At 46.0% G+C, this 22,708-nt stretch carries 20 protein-coding genes; 14 read left to right on the top strand and 6 right to left on the bottom strand.

Features of this window, described 5'->3' with window-relative positions:
- The first annotated feature begins 390 nt into the window (after positions 1-390).
- Complete coding sequence (locus tag GON05_RS01570; RefSeq protein WP_157317503.1) at positions 391-552, top strand: hypothetical protein; 162 nt, start codon at positions 391-393, stop codon at positions 550-552.
- 30 nt (positions 553-582) lie between these two features.
- Here the strand turns inward: GON05_RS01570 and GON05_RS01565 are convergent, their stop codons facing one another.
- Positions 583-1,320 (bottom strand): SDR family oxidoreductase, encoded by a 738-nt coding sequence (locus GON05_RS01565; RefSeq protein ID WP_157317502.1) that lies wholly within the window; start codon positions 1,318-1,320, stop codon positions 583-585.
- A gap of 35 nt (positions 1,321-1,355) precedes the next feature.
- Complete coding sequence (locus GON05_RS01560) at positions 1,356-1,610, bottom strand: Atu4866 domain-containing protein (RefSeq protein ID WP_157317501.1); 255 nt, start codon at positions 1,608-1,610, stop codon at positions 1,356-1,358.
- Between the two features lie 175 nt (positions 1,611-1,785).
- Here GON05_RS01560 and GON05_RS01555 point away from each other — a divergent pair, with 175 nt between their 5' ends.
- On the top strand, positions 1,786-2,709 hold the full coding sequence (locus GON05_RS01555; RefSeq protein WP_157317500.1) for an AraC family transcriptional regulator: 924 nt from the start codon (positions 1,786-1,788) through the stop codon (positions 2,707-2,709).
- Between the two features lie 927 nt (positions 2,710-3,636).
- Complete coding sequence (locus GON05_RS01550) at positions 3,637-4,323, top strand: leucine-rich repeat domain-containing protein (protein WP_157317499.1); 687 nt, start codon at positions 3,637-3,639, stop codon at positions 4,321-4,323.
- 482 nt (positions 4,324-4,805) lie between these two features.
- Here GON05_RS01550 and GON05_RS01545 read toward each other — a convergent pair whose 3' ends face one another.
- Positions 4,806-5,657 (bottom strand): aldo/keto reductase, encoded by an 852-nt coding sequence (locus GON05_RS01545; RefSeq protein ID WP_157317498.1) that lies wholly within the window; start codon positions 5,655-5,657, stop codon positions 4,806-4,808.
- Positions 5,658-5,831: 174 nt separating this feature from the next.
- On the opposite strand from GON05_RS01545, the gene GON05_RS01540 reads away from it, so the two are divergent.
- On the top strand, positions 5,832-6,281 hold the full coding sequence (locus GON05_RS01540; RefSeq protein ID WP_157317497.1) for a MerR family transcriptional regulator: 450 nt from the start codon (positions 5,832-5,834) through the stop codon (positions 6,279-6,281).
- 313 nt (positions 6,282-6,594) lie between these two features.
- Here the strand turns inward: GON05_RS01540 and GON05_RS01535 are convergent, their stop codons facing one another.
- Positions 6,595-7,434: an SDR family NAD(P)-dependent oxidoreductase gene (locus tag GON05_RS01535; protein WP_157317496.1), complete on the bottom strand. Its 840-nt coding sequence runs from the start codon at positions 7,432-7,434 to the stop codon at positions 6,595-6,597.
- 159 nt (positions 7,435-7,593) lie between these two features.
- Between GON05_RS01535 and GON05_RS01530 the strand changes: the two genes are divergently transcribed.
- Complete coding sequence (locus GON05_RS01530) at positions 7,594-8,502, top strand: LysR family transcriptional regulator (RefSeq protein ID WP_157317495.1); 909 nt, start codon at positions 7,594-7,596, stop codon at positions 8,500-8,502.
- A 318-nt stretch (positions 8,503-8,820) separates the two neighbouring features.
- On the opposite strand, the gene GON05_RS01525 is transcribed toward GON05_RS01530, so the two are convergent.
- Positions 8,821-9,660, bottom strand: a complete 840-nt coding sequence (locus tag GON05_RS01525; protein ID WP_181646083.1) for a YitT family protein — start codon at positions 9,658-9,660, stop codon at positions 8,821-8,823.
- Positions 9,661-10,073: 413 nt separating this feature from the next.
- Here GON05_RS01525 and GON05_RS01520 point away from each other — a divergent pair, with 413 nt between their 5' ends.
- On the top strand, positions 10,074-10,649 hold the full coding sequence (locus GON05_RS01520) for a TetR/AcrR family transcriptional regulator (RefSeq protein WP_157317494.1): 576 nt from the start codon (positions 10,074-10,076) through the stop codon (positions 10,647-10,649).
- Between the two features lie 69 nt (positions 10,650-10,718).
- Positions 10,719-11,936 (top strand): MFS transporter, encoded by a 1,218-nt coding sequence (locus GON05_RS01515; protein WP_157317493.1) that lies wholly within the window; start codon positions 10,719-10,721, stop codon positions 11,934-11,936.
- Positions 11,937-12,046: 110 nt separating this feature from the next.
- Here the strand turns inward: GON05_RS01515 and GON05_RS01510 are convergent, their stop codons facing one another.
- Positions 12,047-14,389 carry a helix-turn-helix domain-containing protein gene (locus GON05_RS01510; RefSeq protein ID WP_157317492.1) on the bottom strand — a complete coding sequence of 781 codons (2,343 nt, stop codon included), beginning with the start codon at positions 14,387-14,389 and terminating at the stop codon, positions 12,047-12,049.
- 287 nt (positions 14,390-14,676) lie between these two features.
- Between GON05_RS01510 and GON05_RS01505 the strand changes: the two genes are divergently transcribed.
- From GON05_RS01505 to GON05_RS01475, 7 genes are all read left to right on the top strand, one after another.
- A complete protein-coding gene (locus GON05_RS01505; protein WP_157317491.1) occupies positions 14,677-15,609 on the top strand; it encodes an ABC transporter permease in 933 nt (310 codons plus the stop codon).
- 11 nt (positions 15,610-15,620) lie between these two features.
- The gene (locus GON05_RS01500; RefSeq protein ID WP_157317490.1) at positions 15,621-16,493 is read left to right on the top strand and encodes a carbohydrate ABC transporter permease; all 873 of its coding nucleotides are present in this window, start codon (positions 15,621-15,623) and stop codon (positions 16,491-16,493) included.
- A 67-nt stretch (positions 16,494-16,560) separates the two neighbouring features.
- Positions 16,561-18,120 carry an extracellular solute-binding protein gene (locus GON05_RS01495; protein ID WP_157317489.1) on the top strand — a complete coding sequence of 520 codons (1,560 nt, stop codon included), beginning with the start codon at positions 16,561-16,563 and terminating at the stop codon, positions 18,118-18,120.
- Between the two features lie 30 nt (positions 18,121-18,150).
- Positions 18,151-18,966, top strand: coding sequence for a PIG-L deacetylase family protein (locus GON05_RS01490; protein WP_157317488.1), 816 nt, complete (start codon positions 18,151-18,153; stop codon positions 18,964-18,966).
- 57 nt (positions 18,967-19,023) lie between these two features.
- A complete protein-coding gene (locus GON05_RS01485) occupies positions 19,024-20,064 on the top strand; it encodes a sugar phosphate isomerase/epimerase family protein (protein WP_157317487.1) in 1,041 nt (346 codons plus the stop codon).
- Between the two features lie 19 nt (positions 20,065-20,083).
- The gene (locus GON05_RS01480; RefSeq protein WP_157317486.1) at positions 20,084-21,007 is read left to right on the top strand and encodes a hypothetical protein; all 924 of its coding nucleotides are present in this window, start codon (positions 20,084-20,086) and stop codon (positions 21,005-21,007) included.
- A 45-nt stretch (positions 21,008-21,052) separates the two neighbouring features.
- On the top strand, positions 21,053-22,084 hold the full coding sequence (locus GON05_RS01475; protein ID WP_181646082.1) for a Gfo/Idh/MocA family protein: 1,032 nt from the start codon (positions 21,053-21,055) through the stop codon (positions 22,082-22,084).
- The last annotated feature ends 624 nt before the right edge of the window (positions 22,085-22,708 follow it).

Here is a 22,708-nt window from a genome sequence, read left to right as displayed (position 1 = left end):
CTGATCTCTTTAAACAAAACGGGGAATTTAGCTCAGCAAAGACAGTATGGTAGCTCACCACATGATGGAAGGGAAAAAGATGCAAAATCTTAGCTCAATGAAACGAAACTGTCGGCATAACCGGCAGCTTCATTGTGTTAACAAGTATGTATAGAAGTTCTAGTCGTCCGAGAAATAAATAGATGTCGGTTGACAAGAACAAAGTATATCGTGGCTTTTTTATTTATGACATCAAGTTCTTGATCACGAACCAATGACAAGAACTTGGTGTCTTTTCCGATTTTGACAAGAGCTTGATGTCATTCCCGACAGAGCAGTTCCAATACAATTTTGTTAAACTAACGGATCTCGTTAGTTCAATCATGACACGACGGCAGTCAGTCAATCACGATGGCATGGCCGCTTTTGACGGGCGAACGCGGCAATTATGAGCTTGAGGCACACCGTAAAGCGCAAGAGCAGCGTTTCGCTCAGGCGATGGAGCGGTTCGCCGTCGATGCGACTGTGTACATGACTGAGAACGGATTGGGAAATGTTACAGTGACTGGTTAGATATATTCACCAAGAATATATTAGGTGACATCAGGCAAGCTGGGCTGTAGGCCGGACGACCAGCTCGTTCACATCGACGTCTATCGGCTGCTCAATCGCATAAGCAATGGCACGCGCGATGGCAGAAGCCGGAAGGGCGTCACGTCTGTACGATTTCATCAGTTCCCTTGCTTCATTATCTGAAATGCTCTCAGCGAGCTCAGACTCCGTCACACCAGGAGAGACGAGTGTTACCCGAATGTCGCCGCCAACCTCCTGCCGTAAACCTTCGGTGATGGCGCGAACGGCATATTTGGTCGCACAGTATACCGCTGCCGTCGGCGAAACCGCGTAAGCACCGATTGAAGCTACGTTAATCACGTGACCAGAATGCTGTGCTTTCATAACAGGGAGACCTGCAGCAATGCCATGCAGAACCCCGCGGATATTGACGTCGATCATTCGGTTCCATTCGTCGACTTTAAGGGCTTCCAAGGGAGAGAGGGGCATCACACCAGCGTTGTTCACGATGACATCAACACGGCCGAACCGGTTCTGAGCTAAGCGAACGATCGCCTGCATTTGGCCAATATTTGTAACGTCCAGCTGTTGATAAGCTACGGAACCTCCTTCAGACTCAATGAGCGAAGCCAGCGTTTCCAGTCTATCCACGCGCCTGGCGCCTATGACGACATGGGCGCCCTGACTAGCTAATAGCTTCGCCGTTGCTTCGCCGATCCCGCTACTTGCTCCTGTAATCACAATTACTTTTCCATTGATTTCGGACATTGTACATTTCTCCTTTTGTTGCTTTAATTTTTCTGTTATTTCTCACGATGAAGAACCATGCCGGCGTGATAAAGCACCGAATCGCGGAAATCGCCGTCAGCTGTAAACCCTGTATCATCCACATATTCGATATGGTCATCTACGATGGTATATCGTCCTTGGTAAGCGCTCTTCCGTTTTCTGCGCGCTTCGTCATACCGGCCGTTCGGTAGCAATTCATGCCGGATGAAACCATCTTTTGTCACCCACATTCCGACATAAGGATGGGGTTTATCGTTTAGCGTACTCATTGAGAATCATCTCCTTCCATGCTAAGAAACTTCGTACTTTGCAACACATTTGTTACATGTCCATTATCATACCAGCGGTAAGCTGAGCGGTAGCAGGATCATACGAGATGATTGCCTAATCCTCCAGAAGAAGATAAAGTTAAGTTGTTCGTGGATAAGAGGGGGGACGAAGAGGATGGGTGATTGGTTCGAAAAACAAAGGAGAGAACTACTGCAAATTATCGAGAAATTCACACTGGAAGACGGGACGCACGACACGCAAGTTCCCGGTTTACGTTTGATTCGGACTTCCGAGTTATCCGAGCCGGTTTACTCCGTCTACGAACCTTCCCTGTGCATCGTGGCGCAAGGTTCTAAAGTGGTTATGTTGGGGCAAGAGGTGTACCACTATGATCCAAGCAGCTATTTAACCGCTTCGGCACATTTACCGATTACAGGACAAGTGATGGAGGCTTCGAGAGAAACACCGTATTTAAGCCTGCAGATCCTATTCGATATGAACCAGATTCTTGATATCATGCAGGCATCTGGAGAGGCTATACGAGCAAAATCTGAAGCTAGTCGGGGTTTGAAGGTAAGCCGGATGCAAGACACTCTGTTGGATGCGGTGCTGCGGCTTGTGAAACTGATCGAGACACCGCAGGATATCCCAGTGCTTGCGCCGTATGTTATTCGAGAAATCATATATCGGGTGCTTCAGAACGAAAACAACGCGTCTTTGAAGCAATTTGCCGTCATCGGAAGTCATGCGCAACGAATCGCGGGAGTAGTCGAGAGGCTTAACCGCGACTTTGCCCAACCGCTACGGATTGACGAATTGGCAGCAGAGGCTCGTATGAGCGCCTCATCTTTGTACGACTATTTTAAGGAAGTCACGGGGATGAGTCCGATCCAGTTTCAAAAGCATATCCGATTGCAAGAGGCGCGTCGCCTGATCTTCTCCCGATCGATCAATGCGGCAGAAGCAGCGTTTCAAGTCGGTTACGAGAGCCCATCGCATTTTAGCCGGGAATATGCGCGGATGTTTGGATTACCGCCAGTCCGGGACGTTCGCCGTTTGCGTAGTTATCTTGTTGACGGTATCACGGTTTCTGAATAGTTTTAATGGAGGATAACTAATGAAGTTGGACGAACTGACTAAGACTAGGCTGCTGATTCATGTCGGCAGCCTATCTTCGTATTTGGCAGTGACGTAAACAAATTCCAATATATTTCATATATTTGCGGATGGTATCAGCTACGCGGGAAGATTGTAAAAAAAGATATTTATGTTTGGAACCATGAAGATGATAGTAGAACGTGGATAAGCTCTTCTCTATCAAGTTTCATAAAGGGCTGGATTAAAGGGACAATTAGTGTATAAATCAAGCACTGAACCCTTGAGCGGGAAACGATAGTGCAAAAACAAGGGACAGATTGACGCGATAGGCAGCTGTCCCTTGTTTCATTGAAGTAACGGGCAGGATAATGACAATCAATTATAGAAATTAATGGACATTAGATGGATTACTGTGACCGATGAAATCAATGAACGATGTTTAATCATTTGTTGAGATTTGGTTAGGCCGGATTTAAAATTTCTTTATGTGAGGTAAGAAATCTATGTTTCCAAGAGTGATTAAACATTATAACTTCCTGAAGAGGTACTTTAAATTTAAAACAATTGTTGGAGAAGTGTTTTTTTTGCATTAATATTTTGTTGTTATTATTTCTTTTCCAAAAAAGGAATTATTGAATCACTCATTATGTCTATATTGATTTGCAGTATTCTGATTATTTCTAACTACTTTAGTTTCAAGAAACATATAATGAAATATCTTAAAAGATTTAAGGACAAGGATACGAAAAATGCGGGTAAGTGATGAGACGTTATTGAGCTAACGAGAGACGATAGTATAAAGGCTGCTGCTAAGCAGCCTTTATTACATTAACGGGCAGGAAAGCGCGATTATCTTGCGAATACCTTAAAATATGGCGAATAATGGAGTTTACGAAGATGAACAAGCCCAAGTGCGAGGTATATAAGATGAAAAAAGCAGAGTTGATTAAACAAACACAGAGTGAATTTGATGAAATGTTATTAGACAAATCCATTGAAACTTTGAAAATATGGAATTGTAAAATTAAGGACTATTCAAAACTAAACACTCTGACCAACCTACGGGAGTTAGAGATTTTTTCATTCGAAACTGGAACATTAAATAATCTCAAGGAATTGAAGAACTTAGAAAAGCTTAGAATAATCCATCTGCCTCAAATTCATTCACTTGAAGAATTGACTAACTTAGAGAATTTAACCGAATTATCACTCGAGTCTTTACCTAGTTGGGATTCATCAGGAAAGACTTTAATTTTTGATAACTTGAATTTTTTAAGTTCACTGACAAATCTAAAGAAACTTGTATTAATGAAAGCTAGAGTGCTTAATCACGGATTATCTCCACTTGAAAAACTAAATAATTTAGAAGTCTTTGAGACTGACAATACATTTTCAGTTAGGGATTTTGCAAAATTGTCACTGAAATTACCGAAAGTAGAATGTGCATATTTTAAGGCATATCGTTCAGTAAATTATTCAAAGTGTAAGAAGTGTGATTCATATAAAGTGAAATTAACAGGAATAGAGAATAATAAAATGCTTTGCCCGATATGTAATATAGATAAGTTGAAAAAATATGAAATTGAATTTGAGAATCTAAAGAATGAGTCATAGTTCGAGAAGCGACCCATTAAGCTAAACGGGACACGTTAGTTTAATGAGATGGTAGGCAATTATTTGTTAGAAGTACTTCAAATCTTATTTGTAAATTGGGTTATTCACTCCAATCCACCACTTCAAAACTTAATTTGTAAATCAATTTTTTATAAGAAAAGCCAGCAAACCCTTATGTTTGCTGGCTTCTTGCACTTCAACACTTATTTGTCACCCAACATCGAACGAATATGATTAACATTTAACAGTAGAGGGGATTAAGCTATAGGGCAGCAAAGTGTTTCCCCATAGAGGGCAGATAATTCAGGAGGTCTTGGTGGTTCTGTGTGTTTCCTGCATTGGTGTGAATATAGATTTTGTTACATCGGAAGCAGTTTTGCTATTCGTAGAATTTGGAATTCAAGTAAAGTAAGGACAGGGGCGACCTGTCCTTTTTTAATAGATGAGGATAAAGCGTGATGAGTTTACGGCTAGATCAAGATTTAAAGATCGACTCTCAAGGTGCCTAGCATCTTGGCGAATTTCGGATCGTGGTAGGATAGGAAAAGACTTTTCTGTGTATCGAGAGTGGAAATTTGTTCGATATCGTCCGCGCTCAACTCAAAATCGAAAATATCGAAATTTTCGACGATACGCTCTTTTCTCACCGATTTTGGAATTACAACGACTTCACGCTGAACTAGCCAGCGCAAAACGACCTGGGCGACGGACTTATTGTGTTTTTCTGCGATCGAAACCAGCACTTCGTTGCCGAACATGTTGTTGAGCCCTTCAGCGAACGGCGCCCACGACTGGTGCTTTACTCCTTGCTCCTTCATAAAGGCTGCACTCTCTGTCTGCTGGTAGAACGGGTGTGTTTCGACTTGGTTGACGGCGGGCACGATTTCGTTATGCACAATAAGGTCCATCAGACGGTCGGGCAGGAAGTTGCTAACACCGATCGCCTTGATCTTGCCTTCACGGTAAAGGTCTTCCATCGCGCGCCAAGCACTGTAGTAATCGCCAAACGGCTGGTGAATAAGGTATAAATCGAGATAGTCGAGCTGTAGCTTCTTGAGAGACTTGGCAAACGCCAGCTTAGCACTTTCGTAGCCAGCATCCTGAATCCAAAGCTTGGTCGTGATGAATAACTCCTCGCGCGGTATGCCGCTGCGCTTGATCGCGCGTCCGACCGCTTCCTCGTTCAGATAACCAGCAGCGGTGTCGATCAGGCGGTAACCGGCCATCAGCGCCTCATATACCGCATTCTCGCATTCATTAGCATCGGGAATTTGGTAGACACCGAAGCCGATAATCGGCATTTTTATTCCGTTGTTCAATGTTACGGTTTGCATTGTGATTCCTCCCATTATTTCAAATGTAATACAACAAACGGCGCGTATCCCGGGAATCGGGCATTGCAGCGAGGATTCCCTTCACGGCTGATTTGCGTTACAGTAAGCTTATTACCTTCGTGTTACACGAAGGCAAGCCACATTTGAAAATTTATTTTCCAAGGAGGATTTCAAATGCATACGGTCAAAGAAGCGTCCTTGATAACGGGACTCACCGAGCACGCCGTGCGCTTTTATACGGATAAAGGCCTGGTGCCAAGCGTACAGCGCAATCAAAACAACATCCGGATGTTCGATGAAGAATCGATCAACTGGCTGCATGGCGTCAAATGCCTTAAGCAATCTGGGATGCCGATTGAAGTCATAAAAAAGTATGTAGATCTCTGTCTCGAAGGGGACTCGACCATTCCGCAACGCTGCGCACTCATGATGGAGCATAAAGAAGTGGCACTCATTCAGCTCGAAGAAGCCAAACGGCATGTTGCCCATTTAGAACAAAAAACCGCCCTATATCAGGCCATTCTGGAGCACCGCACTCCAGACACGACCAATCCCGCTAACTGGGACAAAATTCAGCATATGCATGCTGACGTATTTTACTCACCTTCTGTTCGAAAGGCATGAGAGATATTCGTGAGCACATCAACCCTTTGGAGAAATTCTTCGGTTTAAACTCGGAATGGCTTGTCAATGAACAAGATCAACATCAGTCTAAATTGAACTAACGGAGGACTATAGCCTAATAAAGACATAGCGACAGTCGGTCATGACGATCGGCTGCCTTTTCCACGCTAATGGGCAGTAAACCATACGTTGTTCCTCGATAATGAAGGGGATGCGGTGTGCAGTCTAGGATCTGTTGGAAGCATTGCAAAAACAGGGAACAGACTGCCTTGGCAGCTGATCCCTGTTTCTTTACTGTCTGCTAATTCGAATTCTAACGATGGCTTATCGGTTTACCTTGCGCTCCGTTCGAAACAGCTTCCCATGTCTCCCAAGTGGCTAAACGATCGGCATAGGTTCCGCGCACCAAAGGCAAGACCCCAGCGCCGACCGCAAACCGCAGAGGTGGGTCCTCGGCGTCTACGATTTCAAGAATCGCTTCGGCGGTTGCCTTCGGATCGCCTCGTTCTTCGGTCGATAATCGAATGGAAACCCGAGTTCGAAGTTCAGCGTAAACTCCCAGTACCTGTGATGTCTTCATGGACAAGGGGCTTCCAAAGTCGGTGGCAAAGGCGCCCGGCTCGAGCAACGTGACCTTAATGCCGAAGCCTTTAACCTCTTGAGCGAGGCTGTCGTGAAGTGCTTCGACTGCCCATTTGGAGGCGCAATAGAAGCCAATGAGCGGCGCCGCAACAAGACCCATGGCGCTTGAGACGCCGAGAATGTGCCCGCTGCCCTGTTGTCGAAGCAGAGGTAGGGCAGCTTGGATGACACGAAGCGTACCAAAGTAATTGGCGTCAAATAGTTCGCGGACGGCGGATTCGTCAGCCTCCTCAGTCGTGCCAACCAGCGTGTAACCGGCATTGTTTAGGACGACGTCCAGCCTGCCGAAATGCGCATGAGCCTGCTGAACGACATGCTCGACCTGCCGGGAATCCGTTACATCGAGCGCTAGGGGGAGAACAGCGTCTCCGAAACGTTCCTTAAGGTCGACGATGCTTTCCGGTGTGCGAGCGGTCGCGGCAACCTTATCCCCGCGAGAGAGTGCGGCCTCGGCCCAAATGCGCCCTAATCCGCGAGAGGCTCCTGTAATGAACCAGACTTTGTTTTCCATAGAATTCTCCTCCAATACATTTCCTGTTGTAGTATTTTAAAGCTTCTGTTTTCTCTTTCGTTCTTCTCTAATGTTACGGTTTAGTAGCTTGATACGGAATTTCAAATAAGTTAGCATGGTATTAACTTATGGTTTATGCAAAAGGAGGGGCCTCCCTGAATGATTGAGCAACTGAAGACGTTTGTTCAAGTGGCGGAGTCCGGAAGCTTCTCTAAGGCAGCCGAAAAGCTTTTTATTTCTTCAACTGCTGTGATGAAGCAAATGAATTTGTTGGAAAAGCAAGCCGGAATCCCGCTTTTTATCCGTACCAACCACGGTGTCAGGCTCACAAAGGCAGGAATAAGTTTTATCAAAGATGCGAAATTTATGCTGCAGTATTTTCAAGAATCTCTTATCCGCATGCATCAGTCCGCACAGGTAAATCGGCATATTGTTCGAGCGGGCACTTCTATGCTTAACCCCTGTAAGGTTTTGATTGATTTGTGGAATGGAATTAGCGACCTATACCCGCAATTCGGAATAAACATCGTTCATTTCGAAGATGACGCACATACACTCCCAACCACTTACCGCATGATTGGCCAATCACTCGATATCATTGCGGGGCCATTTCTTACAGATAACTTGAAGGATTACTACCGTGTGCTTGAACTGGGGAGTTACCGCGTTTGCTTTGCCGTATCTCGGCAGCATAGGCTGGCTTCAAGAAAAACACTTTCTGTCAAAGATTTGTATGGGGAAAAATTGGCTGTAGTGAATGGTGGGGGAAGTGCCGTCATTCATGACATACGTGATTTCCTGATAATGAATCATCCTCAAATACGAATTAAGGATGTTCCGCGCCTCTATGATCTTGATGTGTTTAATCGCTGCGAGGAAAGTAATACGGTTATGCTAACATTGGAGTCGTGGGCAGATATTCATCCATCCTTGGTGACGATCCCTAGTAATTTAGATTTCGCAGTTCCATATGGTTTGATATATCCATTACATCCGTCCAAGGAAGTTGAGCAATTCTTGGAAATCATAAAAGAAATACAAGGTAATGCTTTGCCTAAGGTTGAGTGATGTCGAGGCGCGCTGCCATGTCTACGATCCAGAAGGTAATATGTTACTTATTGGCAGTCGACCTAATAGCAATTGATATTACGACGAGGAATGACAGTTGAACGGCTGCCACAAAGCAGCCGTGATTGCATTAACGCGCAGTAAAAAAAAGGAGACGGAGTGAGTCGAGGAATGGACTTTCAAAAAAAAGCAACGCAACTAAACCGTGAAGGTATAAAACTCGCATAGCAATCCAAATTTGAAGAGGCAACTTCTTGCTTTCAACAAGCGTTGGTCCTGTACCCAAACTTTGGATTACTCCATCTACAAACAAAATTTTTAGGAATTTTGAAGTTCGACAAAACCTTTACCAAACACATCCTGCACATTTTGAACTGTCATGAAGGCTTCGTGATCCGCGGATTTTACGATGTTCTTCAGCAGGGCAACCTCCTGTTTCTTGACTATAATATAGAGAATATTCATGGAAGTCTTCGTATAATAACCATGACCGCTTAAGACCGTAACACCTCGATCCATAAGAGTGTTTACTTGTTGAGCGATCTGGTCTTGTTTTTTGGAAATAATCGTTATAGATTTCGTTGGGTTCAATCCGTCTATCACGAACTCCATTACTTTGGTAGCTACGAAAAGCATAATAATGGTGAACATCAGTCTTTCGGCGCCAATGATAAAGTAAGAGGACATTGCTACAATAACATCGCACAACAACAACGCAAAACTGATATTCCAGTCCCAGAACTTGTTCATTAACTTGGCTATAATAACAGTGCCAGCGGTCGTACCTCCTACCCTAACAATAAGTCCGATGCCAAATCCAACCAGAGCCCCTCCGAAAATGGAATTCACAATTAAATCGTTTGAAGCAATATGCCAACCCTGAGTCAGATGAAGAAACAACGAATGGAGAGAAACGGCAGCGAGTGTATATAATACGGTCTTTCTTGTTAACAAACGGCATCCAATTGCCAACAGTAACAGATTAATAATTAAGCTTGTCCAACCTGGAGACCATTCCAGCAAATAATATAAAATGATAGTAATGCCAACTACACCACCCTCGCCCAATTCGTGAGGGATGACAAACACATTAATGCCCAACGCAAAAGCTAGTGCACCAACTGTTATAAATAACAAATCTATGAATGTTCTTTTCACTTCTAAAGCCTTCTTTCTCGCTATGGTACTAAGCCATGACGCAAGCCTATCGTGTCATTTCGTGCTATTGTTACATTTAAACACGGCCTTCATAACTTCTCAAGGAGTTATACTACCATGCTACCATGCTAACAATTTAACAGATTAAAGACAGACTTCATTGAAGGCAGCTCATACAGGGCGGATTTTTGATGAAAGAATTATTAAAATGCATCACTTCAAAATTAAATTTGTAAACCTATTTTATAAGAAAGGCCAGCAAACCCTTATGTTTGCTGGCTTCTTGCACTTCAAAACTTATTAGTCACCCAACAGTGAGTGAGTGGCTAAGCTAACTTTCATATCTGCAGAAAATACTGGACTTATCGTTCCGAAAAAGTTTATACTGTACCTACGGAAACGGAGGAAGAACCATGGGACGCTACAAAGAGTTTGATAAAGAAGCGGTGCTTCATAAAGCGATGCTCGTTTTTTGGAAGAAGGGCTACGAAGCGGCAAGCATTCCCGATTTGCTGGAAGCTATGGATCTTAGCAGATCAAGTCTGTACGAAACGTTCGGGGACAAACAAACGCTTTATATCGAGGCGATCAACTGGTACAAGAAGTGGAGGCAAGCCAAACGGGACATCCTCATCAATGCGACATCCGCAAAATCGGGAATCCGGCAGTACTTCGAGATACACATCGATTCCGCCTTGGACGACGAGTCGCCGAAGGGCTGTCTCATTACTAATGCAGCAGTCGGCATGGATTCGCCAGATGAGCAACTGAATGCGTTGATCAGGGAGCGGTTTGACGAGTTGGAGAAATCCTTCTACGAGCTGCTGCGCAAAGGTCAGGGGACGGGCGAAATCATGCCTGAGAAAGATATCAAGACTTTATCTTATCTGCTTTCAAACCTGAATCATAGTATAAATATAGTTGCGAAGGTGCAGGGTGACCGCAGCAAGATGCAGCAGATGATAGACACGGTGATGGAAATGCTATAAAACATATTTTTTTTATCAATTCCGGAACGAATGTTCCAGAAAATTTCTGATGAACAAAGGGGACCTTTTATGCATTCAGCTTCCATTCCAACGGAAAAGTCGGTTTCGCCATCGCTGATTTTTATCCTGGCGGCCGCTTGCGGTATCATAGCGGCAAATCTTTATTATGCTCAACCATTGATAGGCTCGATCAGCTCGACAATCGGGCTCTCCTCCGGTGCTGCCGCACTCATCGTTACGTTGACTCAAGTCGGCTACGGGATCGGCTTGTTATTTATCGTACCGCTCGGAGACATCCTGGAAAATCGTAAGTTGATCCTTTCATCATTGCTCTTTACAGCCGCCGTTTTGACAATTGCCGCTGTAATTAAAAGCGCCATCCTGTTCCTCACCGCTTCACTCGTGATCGGAATAGGTTCCGTAGCAGCACAAATCCTTGTGCCGTATGCGGCCCATCTTTCGCCTGAAGCCGTGCGCGGTCGCAACGTGGGCAACGTCATGAGCGGGCTGCTACTGGGGATTATGTTCGCGCGTCCCATTTCGAGCTTGGTAGCGGAGTATATGGGCTGGCGCGCCATATATTTCTTCTCCGCAGCATTGATTTTCACGCTGGCTCTTGTATTGGCAAAGACACTACCCTCAAGGAAGCCTTCGGCCACTACAGCCTACCCGGCGCTGCTGCACTCCATGCTGCATCTGCTGAAGGCGACACCGGCATTGCGCCGAAGGGCAATTTATCATGCTTGTGTATTCGGAACGTTCAGTTTGTTTTGGACTACAGTTCCGTTGGTATTGACAAGTCCGCCGTTCCTTTTCACTCAGAAGGAGGTCGCTCTGTTCGCATTAGTCGGGGTAATGGGGGCAATTGTGGCGCCAGCGGCTGGCCGTATGGCAGACCGTGGATGGGTTCGCCCGGCTACGGGATGGGCATTGGCCATCGTTATCTTTTCCGGGCTGCTTCCCTTGCTGGTTCCATCAAGTTCTGCACTCGCAGTCCCGATTCTCGTAGTTGCGGCGATTCTACTTGACTTGGGGGTTTCCGCCAACATGGTTCTCGGACAGCGGGTGATTTTCTCTTTAGGAGCGGAATTTCGCAGTAGGCTTAACGGTTTGTATATGGCCATTTTCTTTTTGGGGGGCGCTATCGGCTCAGCGGCAGGGGGTTGGGCTTATGCAGCGGGGGGCTGGAAAGCGGCACTGCTGATCGGAATCGCCTTACCGACCATCGCGATGGCGTATTATGGAACGGAGTTTTCGAGAATAAGGAAGGAAAGTCTCATTGATTGAGGAGCACAGTTTGCATAGGTCTAAAGTTAAACAGGCGTGAACTCATTGCGTACACACCTGTTTATTTTCTAATTGTATGGAGAAACAATTTATTCGTACGCCCCCACCACCTACCCTTTCCGCACCTGCCGCTGAATCCGATACTCTGTCGGAGATATCCCCTCCAAATTTCTAAACGTTCGGATAAACGAGTTACGGTTGTTAAATCCGATCTCTTCCAATATTTTCTGAATCGGCTTGGATGTATGCTGCAGCATCTCCTTGGCTTTCGCGATTCGCAGCTCTTGCAGATACCTCTGAAACGTCATGCCTAGTTCCTTTTTCAACAGTTTGGACATGTACTTGGGTGAGGTGTTGTATTTGTCGGCAAGCATGTCCAGACTAATGTCTTCGTGATAATAGTCATCAATGTATTGCTTAAACAACTTAATATCAAACCCTGGCTGGACAGGGGTGCATGCTTCTAGAACACTATCGTAAAACGACACGATGAAGTCTGCCATATCCCCAATTGAGTGGGTACTGATGGACATGACGAACTCGCTGTAGTTTTTGAAGATGGATTCGTCCATCGTTTTATCAAGCTGCTTCAACGCTTGTGTACCGATCAGATACAGATGCATATACAACTGTCTACTGCTCATATCGGTCATGGCGCTGTTCATATTGGCATTAATAATTGTCTTCAGCAGTTGCTGCAAATCCTCTTGCTTGTTGGAGAGCAGCAGGTTAAAGAGTTTGTTTTCATCTGTTTTGCTTAGCAAATATCCGGACTCGTCCTGATTATTCTCGTTATAAATGCTGATCCTTTTGGTATCGAACGGGGAGACCCGCCAGAGCGCCTTCATTGCCTCGACGTAGGAGCGTTGCATGCCTTGATAGCCTATATATTTCCTGCCGATGCCGATATGAATGTGCACGAACGCCTTGTCGGTCTGAAACAGATCGTCAATTTGCTGCAGATACTCATGATAGGCCCAGGTATCAGCGTCGGCGTCATGGGGCAGATTCACCAGTATTGCGAACAGATTGGTGTCCATCTCCAGCAAATAGACCGAAGAGCTTGGTGGAATCATCGATTTCATCAGCTTGAGAAGCCGTTGAGAAGCTTGATTCTGGAACTCTTCTGAGAACGAATCATAGAATGGCTTCTTGAAATTGCACTGAATCAGCCCGACCCAGAAGGAATCGTGCATAAAGCTGAATTTGCAATTCGCCAGGAAATCGTCGATCCTACTGTGGTCCATCTGGCTATTACTCTTAAGCATCTTCACCAGAAATTGATCGATCACCAGTGGGAGCGTATAGGACAACGTCTCATTCAGATGGGCGACATTGCTTTTCATTCGGTCAATTTCATTATTAATGTATTCAAATTCTTTGAACGAATCGCTGCTTCGCTGCATACTCCGACCATCCTGCAACGTACGGACGAGAGCCCGGATGGGCGAGTATAGCATTTTGGTGAACAGGATAGACATAAGTAGCCCGACCAGCAGTGCGATTGCTGTAACAATAATATTCCAATTACTGAAATTGTTAAAATTTGCCTTGATGTCCGTTATAGGAACGCTAACGATCATATTGGCCTGCTGGAAGAAGAAGCTAGTGTTGAATTTGATAATGAGCATTTCTTGATTGCGAAACGTCATCTTAAAGCGATTGGCCGTCTCTCCCACAGCTTTTTCTAATATCTCTGACATGTCTGCGTTATTTTCTTCCGTTGAAAAAAGCAGTTGATTGTCTTGATTGGAGACGAGAAGCATACTGTTAGGCGTTATTTTAAAACTGCGAAGAAGTTGTATAATCGGTTGCACGTCCAGATTGATCACGTACAAATCGTTCGACCAATAACCTCCGATCATCGACTGCACGACAGGAATGCTCGTTTTACCGTGGTTTCGGATGGTTCCGGAAATGTCGGATGGAGGGAGAATCGTAAACAAGTGGTGACTCGCTTGATACGCCTGCCAAAAATCCTTCGGATACAGTCCGCTACGGTACACTTTGTCGTAATAAAAATCGGATGCATACGTACCTTCATCGCTGATGATTAGCTTTTCACTGCGCTTATATATGTAAGCGTTGTCAATGTAATTGCTGCTTGATTTAATGCGAGACAAGGAACGAATGGCTTCGGTAATATCGGCATATTTGGACACATCGTCGATGGTATAGTTAGCGGAAAAAATGCGTAGCACATTTGGATCAAGCGCTAGCAAATAGTTGGTTTGATAAATGCCTTCGAACAGATTGTTCAAGGAGGAAGCGATATTGGCGACTGAGCGGTCATAATTATGTTCGATCTGGTTTTCAAATTTGCTCAGCAGGACGTTATACGATAAGAAGTTAATAAGTTGCAAAAACATTGTAATGGAGAGAAACAACAGGATGAATCGGAAAAGGATGCTTCGGAAACCAAGCTTCTTCCATTTGGATATTATCGCAGGCATATCGCTGTCCTCACATCCTTATGTTGTTATGATTTGATCAAATTATAGTTAGCAATGAGGGAGCAAGTCAACTTTGTTACATCGATATAAAAGGATTAGGTAGAAAAGTGTTACATGGTGGAATAATCGAACTTGCGATGGAAAGGAAAAGCGTGACATAGGCGATAAATCGTTGTACACAATAGGCGAAATCGATGACATCGATCCCGAACTGGCTGTATTCATCTCCACGAGAAATGTGATTTGATAGTTTCAGCACCACATCACACAGGAAAGGAGGTTACGCTATGGAAATAGCGACTGTGCGCACATCTCATCATCGCGCTAGGTCATATTGGAAGCGTTACAGTTATTACTACATTCTACTCATCTTGCCACTCGCCTACTTCCTCATATTCAGGTATGGGCCGATTGCAGGGAACGTGCTGGCCTTTCGCAAATATGTACCGGGGGGGCCTGTGTATGGAACGGAATGGGTAGGTCTTCGCTACTTCAAGCTGTTCATGAACGATCCGAACTTTTGGGTAGCCTTTAAAAACACGTTGGTGCTGAGCATTCTGAATCTGGCGATTACATTTCCGTTGCCGATTCTGTTCGCTTTGCTAATCAATGAGATCGTAAGCCCGCGAGTCAAGAAGTTCATTCAGACTGTTTCTTATTTTCCGAATTTTGTTTCCATTGTTGTGGTCGTAGGCATGATCAAGGAGCTGCTCTCGCCCACGACAGGTTGGTTCAACCAGCTGCTGATTCATTTTGGGATGGATCCGATTTTTTTCGTCAATGAACCAGGGTGGTTTCGAACCATCTATATCACCTCGGATATATGGCAGTATATGGGGTGGAATGCGATCATTTACTGCGCTGTTCTGGCCTCGGTAGATTCGCAGTTGTATGAGGCGGCAGAGCTTGATGGCGCAAGCCGGCTGAAGCAAACGATTCATGTCACCATTCCGCAAATGCTCCCGACGATTTCGGTTGTGTTTATTCTTTCTCTTGGTTCCATTCTTAGCATTGGATTTGAGAAGGCACTGCTGCTCTATACGCCGAGCAATTCCGCCACCAGTGATATTATCGATACATTTGTGTTCCGGATGGGTCTTGAGAACAGCAATTACAGCTACGCAACGGCAGTCGGCATGTTCGGCGGTTTGATCGGTCTCTTCCTCGTATCGGGAGCCAACTACATGTCCCGCAAAATTTCCGGCATATCCTTGTATTAAGGAGGTGGAGCATGCTCTATCGGCGAACTTGGAGCTATCAACTGTTCAGAGTGGTGAATGCACTCATCATGCTTGCCGTTCTGGCAGCTATAATCATCCCGTTTCTAAATTTATTAGCGATTTCACTTAGTGAATCTTGGGCAATTGTAGGCGGTAAAGTGGGGTTATTTCCCATAGGTTTTAACCTGGACGCTTATTTCCGCATTTTTCAGCATCCGAGCATCAAGTCAGGCTTCTACAATTCCTTTCTTCAGACGGGGCTTGGCACGGCAATCGGATTGTTTATGCTGACGATTTGTGCTTATCCATTATCCAAAACCTTTTTGAAAGGCAGAAAACTCTTCATTCTGTTTATCATGTTTACTATGTTTTTCAGTGGAGGCTTGATACCTACTTATCTGGTGGTAAAAAGTCTCGGTTTAATCGATACGATCTGGGCCATTGTGCTGCCCTTCTGCATTACACCGTATTACTTACTGCTAGTCATGACGTATTTCCAATCCATTCCCGAAAGCCTTGAAGAGTCGGCTATGATCGATGGCTTGAATCCAATCCAGATTCTGTGGCGCATCGTCATTCCGCTCTCCAAGCCGGTGTTAGCTGCTATCACGCTTTTTCTCGCAATTTATTATTGGAATAATTGGTTTAACGCAATGATTTATTTGAACAGCACGGAGAAGCTTCCCGTCATGATGATCGTGCGCAATATTGTAGCTGGAGCAGATCTGGCGTCCAATGGCGGCCAAAGCGAGGTCACGAGCCTTTCGGCGGCATCCTTAAAATCGGCGGCCATTATGGTCACAACACTGCCGGTGGTTATCCTGTTTCCTTTTGCTCAGAAGCATTTTGCGCAAGGCGTTATGTTGGGTGCGGTTAAAGGTTGATCGTAAGAGGGGCTTGAATTTTGTAGTTGCCAGCTTTCACAGAAGAAAGCATTTAGGAGGAAATCCGATGAGACGATCCATGAAAAGAGGGTTTTTATTCGTCACTGCTTTGATGGTGATCACCGTACCTTTAACCGCTTGCTCCAGCTCCAATAAGGGTGCGGGAACTAACGTGAGTGGCGAAAATAGTTCAGAGAAAACGACCACTTTCTCGATGATGTACTCCGACAGCGCCGCTTATCCCTTCAATAAAGAGTGGCCTGCGCTCAAGCAGATGCAAACGCTTAAGAACGTGAAGTTAGATGTGCAAGCGGTACCGGATAAGGATTACGCCAATAAGTTTAAAATTGTGACCAGCTCGGGCACGCTGCCGGATTTGATCAGCTCCGTGGATCATCCCAGCTTGATGAGCGTAGCCGAGACCGGTGTCCTGTTAAACATCAACGACTATCTCGATAAGCTGCCGAATTTTCAAAAAAGAGTGAAAGAATACAAGATTGACGATGAGCTTGAGAATTGGGAGACGAAGGACGGCAAACTGTATATTTTACCGCAAATGAACGAAGCAGCTTTGTACAATACGGCACCTGTTATTCGTACGGACCTGCTGAAGAAATACGGCTTGCAAGTTCCGAAGACGATGGATGAGTTGTATAACGTATTGAAGGTATTCAAGGAGAAGGACCCTGCAAGCTATCCAATGGCGAATTTGATAGGTGCCAATACCCTTCGGAGTATCTCGGGTGCTGCTTGGGGGATTGATCCTTCGTATAACGGGTTCATGTATGACAGCGCTTCGAACTCGTTCACTTATGCCTATACCAGTGACAATTACAAGCAATATGTGAAGTACTTGAACAAGCTGATCACCGAGAAACTGGCCGATCCGGAGTTGTATACGTCGAGCCTGGATTCCTGGAAGCAGAAAATGGCGACTGGCAAAAGCACATTCACGTACACCTGGATTAGTGAACTTGCCCAGCTGAATGCGGATGGAAAAAAGAACGTCGGTCCCGACTTTGAACTGACGCCATTACCTCCGATCGCAGGTCCGGGCGGAGTCAAGGCGGCTAGTACGACCCGAATCAAAGACGGTCTCGTCATTCCCGCCAGCGCAGCAAAAAAACCTTATTTTGACAAGCTCCTTGCGTTCGTGGATTGGTTATACAGCGATGAAGGTAATGTCCCGTTCACTTGGGGAATCAAAGATCAGACTTATGTCGAAGTGAATGGCAAAAAGGATTTCAGCGACGCAGTCAAAAACAGCAGCAGCATTCAGAAGTCACTATGGGATATCGGAGCTGCGAACACCAATTATGCCATGCTTTATCCGTATGACTGGTTTATTAAGGTGTTGAACAATCCGTTAGTTGGCACGCTCACCGAGGAAGCCAAGGCCAAAAACTGGTTCCCAGCCATTACCAAGGTACCAAAGCTGAAAGCGGAGCAGAAGGAAGAGGAGAACATGCTCGTTACGACCGTGAACGATTTATTTGCCAAGACGCACGAGCAGTTTGTGTATAACAAAGTCAACATTGATACGGAATGGAACAACTATGTGAAGGACATGGACGCACGCGGCGTAACGAAATTAAAGAAAATCTATAACGATTCATTAGCGAAATAATAACTGAATTTTGGAGAGGTGGAAAAGACAATGAAACAAGAGATTCGAGTGATCGTGATAGGGGCACATCCCGATGAGCCGGATATTTATGCAGGCGGTACTGCGGCGTTATTCGCCGCTTTGGGGCACAAAGTGAAATTTCTTTCTTTGACTGACGGCTGCGGCGGCCATTATGAGTTACCTGGACCAGAGCTGGTTACACGCAGGAAAAAGGAAGCGGATGAAGCAGCCAAGAGGCTGGGCATTGTCGAATACGAAGTGCTGAGCACGCATGACGGTGAATTATTTCCCGATGTGGCTACGCGCAATGAGGTCATTCGGCACATCCGACGCTGGCAAGCCGATGTGGTCATCACGTTCCATCCGGCTGGGGGCACGCATCCCGATAACCGATACGCCGGACACGTTGTGAGCGATGCTGTTCCGTTCTCAGCGCTTAAAAATGCGGTAATCGACGTTCCGGCTTTGGAGCGTACGCCGGTTGTACTGCTCATGCCGGACTACTCCATGAAGGATCGCTATCAAGCGGACGTGGTGATCGATATTGAAGCCGTGCTAGAGAAGAAGCTGCTAGCTTGCGATGCACATGCTTCTCAATTCTATGAATTCAGCGGCAAAAATGAGGACCGCGAAGTACCTCAGACCTGGGAAGAGAAGCGGGAATACCTGCTGAAATATTGGGCGCCATTTTTCTATGTCTCTGATGAGATGAAGGCGGGATTGGAGAAATGGTATGGAGCGGAGAGAGCCGCGCAGATTACCTACGCTGAGCCATTTGAAATCGCCAATTACGGCCGAAAAGTGGATGACGCAGAGCTCAAAAAGTGGTTCCCGATGCTGGGATGATGGAAATGAATATCTCATTTAATCCATTATAGAGATTGGAAAAATAGAGGTGTAAATATGGCTATGAAGATTGGAATCGATCTGCATCACGGCTTTCTTCAGGAAGAAGTCCCGTTCACGGTGGCGCTTGAAAAGGCGAAACAAGAAGGATATGACGGCGTATACGGCAAGTCCCCAATGGTAGCCTCCAAAACGCTTGATCCTGTGGAACTTAAAGAAGCAGCCGATACCGCTAAGGAACTCGGATTATACATTGATCTGGGCATTGGGCGCGTTAACCCGTTCAATACCAATGAAACCCCGGAGGTGTGGCAGCTAGGCGATGGCGATTACAAGCTGGCTGTAGAGAAGATGCTCTACGCAGCAGCTAGCATAGGGGCAAAAGAGTTGATTGGGGTCACAGCCGGTTGGAAAGGCGAGCATAAGGGCTACCATGTATATGATCGATTCCGCACAGATGTTACTTGGGAGGAGCAGCTTCGCGCCACAGCCAATTTCCTGAAAAGCCTTAAGCCTGTGCTGCTCGACACAGGCACCCGAATCAATCTGGAAACGCACGAGGAGATTACCTCGCATGAAATCGTCCGATTGATTGAAGAGGTCGGCGACGATGTTCTCGGCGTCGCATTCGATACCGCGAATGTGTTCGCCCGCGGTGAGGATCCGGTCGCGGTAGCGACGCGAACCGCGCCTTACGTTCATCAGATGCATGCCAAGGATTGCATTCTGTTCTTCTCGGACACCGGACTTATCCGTCAGGTTAAGCCGGTCGGGCAGGGCATCGTCGATTATCGCCAAATATTCTCGATTATCGCCCCGTATCAACCTGATCTGCATATGCAGATTGAAGATCACAAGGGTTACATGAATATCGACATTTTCGTCGAACAGTGGCGGAACAGCCATCCGGATATGAGTCTAAGTGACATTGCCGAGTTGGTCAGATTAGCCCGGATATGTGAACAACGCGTAGCGGAGGGAAGCCTTCCACATCCAGCCATTTACGAGCAACCGGCGTATGCCGAACAGCGTGACGAGCGATTAGGTTTCGCTGGCCATTATCTGCGAACAACCTTGAGCGAGCTCGGATTGCGTTAATGATGAAGGAGGATGTGCTTTGCTGTTGGTAGTGCCGTACGTTGCTGCGGCATTGTTTGTGGTGCAGTCGCTTTGTTTGAAACAGTTCAAGAAGGTAGGGGAGCATCAGGGAGAGCCTTTGCTCCTTCATGCTTCCTACATGCTGATGATTGCGGTCGGATTTATGACATGGACAATGCTAACGGCATGGCCATTCACGGTAAGCTTATCCACCTTTTGGATTGCTATTGTTTATGGCGCAGATTTTGCCTTAACAATGACTGTGTATTCGCTCGCGATCCGCACAGGTCCGCTTTCGACGACTTCTTTTTGCTTTTCTGCCAGCATGCTGCTTCCTATTGCGGCTAGCGCTTTATTTTGGCAGGAAAGCTTCGGGTTTATGAAATGGCTCGGTGTTGGAATGTTTATGGTTTCCTTCTATTTCATTCTTGTCTATGGAAAAAAACAGAAAACCAAGCGAATCACAAGGCAATGGTATGGGTACGCGGGGTTATCCTTTCTGCTGAACGGTAATCTTTCCGTACTCTCCAAGCTCCAGCAAACGATGACGGAGCGAGATGAAACTTCCGTTTTTATGACGATAGCTTTCTTGGCGGGTTGCTTGTTCTGTGTAATAGGCTCAGTTATTTCATCTCGAATTGGCCGTAAAAATAAGTTGGAAACCAACGAGCCTGGTGCCAAGACGGTCTTGCAAAACCTTGCAACTTTCGTAAAGTATTGGCCCTCTATCGTAGGACTTGCTTTAACGACCGGGATCGGCAATTGGATCGTCGTGTGGCTTTCGGGCAAGCTCCCCGGATCTTACTTATTTCCTACAGTTAACGGAGGTATCATCATCGGTCTTGTTGTCGTTTCCCGGTTCTTATACAAGGAATATCTGTCTTCGAGAGGATGGGTGGGTATTATCGTAGGAATAGCGGCGATGATTGCCGTGAGCGTTTAATGCTTTTGCAGAAACATGGGGTTTGGGAAAAATGGAGGGTCTAGGATGAAAAGAAAAGTATGCCTGCTAAGCTGCTGGAATCATTTCCATGCCCAAAGCTTTGTCAGAGAGCTGGCTGATTTGCCTGATGTTGAGATTGTTGCAGTATGGGATGACGAGCCGTATCGCGGAAAAAAATATGCGGAGGAATTCGGCGTTCCATTCGAACCCGATTTGGAAGCATTGTTAGCTCGGCCAGATCTGGATGGCGTCGTTATCGACACCGCGCCGGAACAAGCAGCTTCGCTTATTATCAAAGCGGCTCAAGCCGGCAAGCATGTCATGGCCGATCAAGTGCTGGCGATGTCAAGGAAAGAGGCGCTGATCGCGAAGGAAGCCATTGAGAAGGCGGGCATTATTTTTGCCCTCGACATGTCGCTCAAGCGTTGGCCGATTCATCTTGCCGCCAAGCAAGTGCTGGAGTCCGGCAGAATCGGATCGGTCACCAGTTTGCGGGTGCGCAACGCCCACTCTGGGGCGCTCGGAGGGCTTGGCCAGCAATGGCCGCCTCAGTTCCGACAAAGCACCTACGGTGTATTTGCCGATCTTGGCGCGCATTGCCTGTATTTGATGCTGTGGCTGCTGGGAATGCCGCTCGCGGTGACTGCGATTGGGACTCGCCGTACGGAGACCATTGGCGAAGATAATGCAGCCAGCATCTTCGAATTCGAAAACGGCACAATCGCCATCTGCGATACGAGCCATGTCGCCAACAATTCGCCGTTTTCTATGGAAATGTACGGCACTATGGGCAGCTTCCGTGCAAACGGCATGAACGGGGTTCATCACAAGCTGCTGAAGCAGGAAGACGTGACGGTACATTTGTTTACCCAGGATCAGCAGACGCACCCCAATCCAATGAGTTTACTTCCGCCTATGCCGGGGGAACCCTCCATTCACCGCTGGATCAAGGCGATGGATGGCGAAGTGGAGCCAGCTCTGAACGGAACGCAGGAAGGCATCGCACTTGCCATCATACTTGAAGGTTTGTATCTATCAGCACGCACAGGAACCAAAGTAACGTTTGATGAAATTTGATTTTTTAAAAGATAATTTATATGTTTTGGGTTGAGCGAAAGCTTAACCTTAATTTAATTTTTTTTTTGTTAAAATCTAAGTATGGAATCGATTCTACTCAAACAAATATTTTTCGTTGTAAAGACGGCTGTGCAGCAAAGTTGAAGGGCTACGTTGCATTACATACAACGTAATGGTGTGGTCAGACTGCGATTTCGGTCTTTCGTTGCACATCATACAACCATTTGTTGCAAAAGGTGAATTGTAAGCGGTTTAAATGCAACAATCGTTGTATAAAGTGCAATATAGAGGCGAAGTGAGGCCCCTTTATGGCCAAATGACTGCACAAAATACAACATAGCTGTCACAGTCGCTGCTTCGCTCCAGCGATTCCTCCCTGAGGGGAACTACAGGGCCTTATTTCATCGATATAGGCTCCTCTTCACGTGGAGGGGAACTGACGTCCTCTATTTGTCCGTTTTCTTGAAGAAATCGGGTTAGGCGGTCAAATAAGGCCCTGCAGTTCCGCTGAACGCGGAAACGGGCTTAATTTGTTAGAATAGCGCCCTGTAGTTCCTCTAAGTGGCCAGCCAGCTTACCTCTCCTATGAGGATGCCTCCTCCCCCAAATATCTCAGTAACGCTG

The organism is Paenibacillus anseongensis, assembly GCF_009757995.1.
GTDB classification, from domain to species: domain Bacteria; phylum Bacillota; class Bacilli; order Paenibacillales; family NBRC-103111; genus Paenibacillus_E; species Paenibacillus_E chondroitinus.
Note: the sequence above shows the minus strand (reverse complement) of the source record. Positions and strands in the feature narration are given on the sequence as shown.

Coding starts and splice junctions, on each gene's coding strand:
- GON05_RS01530 (WP_157317495.1), top strand. CDS start 7,594: ATGATTGAGCAACTGAAGACGTTTGTTCAAGTGGCGGAGTCCGGAAGC.
- GON05_RS01540 (WP_157317497.1), top strand. CDS start 5,832: ATGCATACGGTCAAAGAAGCGTCCTTGATAACGGGACTCACCGAGCAC.
- GON05_RS01485 (WP_157317487.1), top strand. CDS start 19,024: ATGGCTATGAAGATTGGAATCGATCTGCATCACGGCTTTCTTCAGGAA.
- GON05_RS01475 (WP_181646082.1), top strand. CDS start 21,053: ATGAAAAGAAAAGTATGCCTGCTAAGCTGCTGGAATCATTTCCATGCC.
- GON05_RS01500 (WP_157317490.1), top strand. CDS start 15,621: ATGCTCTATCGGCGAACTTGGAGCTATCAACTGTTCAGAGTGGTGAAT.
- GON05_RS01560 (WP_157317501.1), bottom strand. CDS start 1,610: ATGAGTACGCTAAACGATAAACCCCATCCTTATGTCGGAATGTGGGTG.
- GON05_RS01550 (WP_157317499.1), top strand. CDS start 3,637: ATGAAAAAAGCAGAGTTGATTAAACAAACACAGAGTGAATTTGATGAA.
- GON05_RS01510 (WP_157317492.1), bottom strand. CDS start 14,389: ATGCCTGCGATAATATCCAAATGGAAGAAGCTTGGTTTCCGAAGCATC.
- GON05_RS01565 (WP_157317502.1), bottom strand. CDS start 1,320: ATGTCCGAAATCAATGGAAAAGTAATTGTGATTACAGGAGCAAGTAGC.
- GON05_RS01570 (WP_157317503.1), top strand. CDS start 391: ATGGCATGGCCGCTTTTGACGGGCGAACGCGGCAATTATGAGCTTGAG.
- GON05_RS01555 (WP_157317500.1), top strand. CDS start 1,786: ATGGGTGATTGGTTCGAAAAACAAAGGAGAGAACTACTGCAAATTATC.
- GON05_RS01490 (WP_157317488.1), top strand. CDS start 18,151: ATGAAACAAGAGATTCGAGTGATCGTGATAGGGGCACATCCCGATGAG.
- GON05_RS01520 (WP_157317494.1), top strand. CDS start 10,074: ATGGGACGCTACAAAGAGTTTGATAAAGAAGCGGTGCTTCATAAAGCG.
- GON05_RS01495 (WP_157317489.1), top strand. CDS start 16,561: ATGAGACGATCCATGAAAAGAGGGTTTTTATTCGTCACTGCTTTGATG.
- GON05_RS01535 (WP_157317496.1), bottom strand. CDS start 7,434: ATGGAAAACAAAGTCTGGTTCATTACAGGAGCCTCTCGCGGATTAGGG.
- GON05_RS01515 (WP_157317493.1), top strand. CDS start 10,719: ATGCATTCAGCTTCCATTCCAACGGAAAAGTCGGTTTCGCCATCGCTG.
- GON05_RS01545 (WP_157317498.1), bottom strand. CDS start 5,657: ATGCAAACCGTAACATTGAACAACGGAATAAAAATGCCGATTATCGGC.
- GON05_RS01505 (WP_157317491.1), top strand. CDS start 14,677: ATGGAAATAGCGACTGTGCGCACATCTCATCATCGCGCTAGGTCATAT.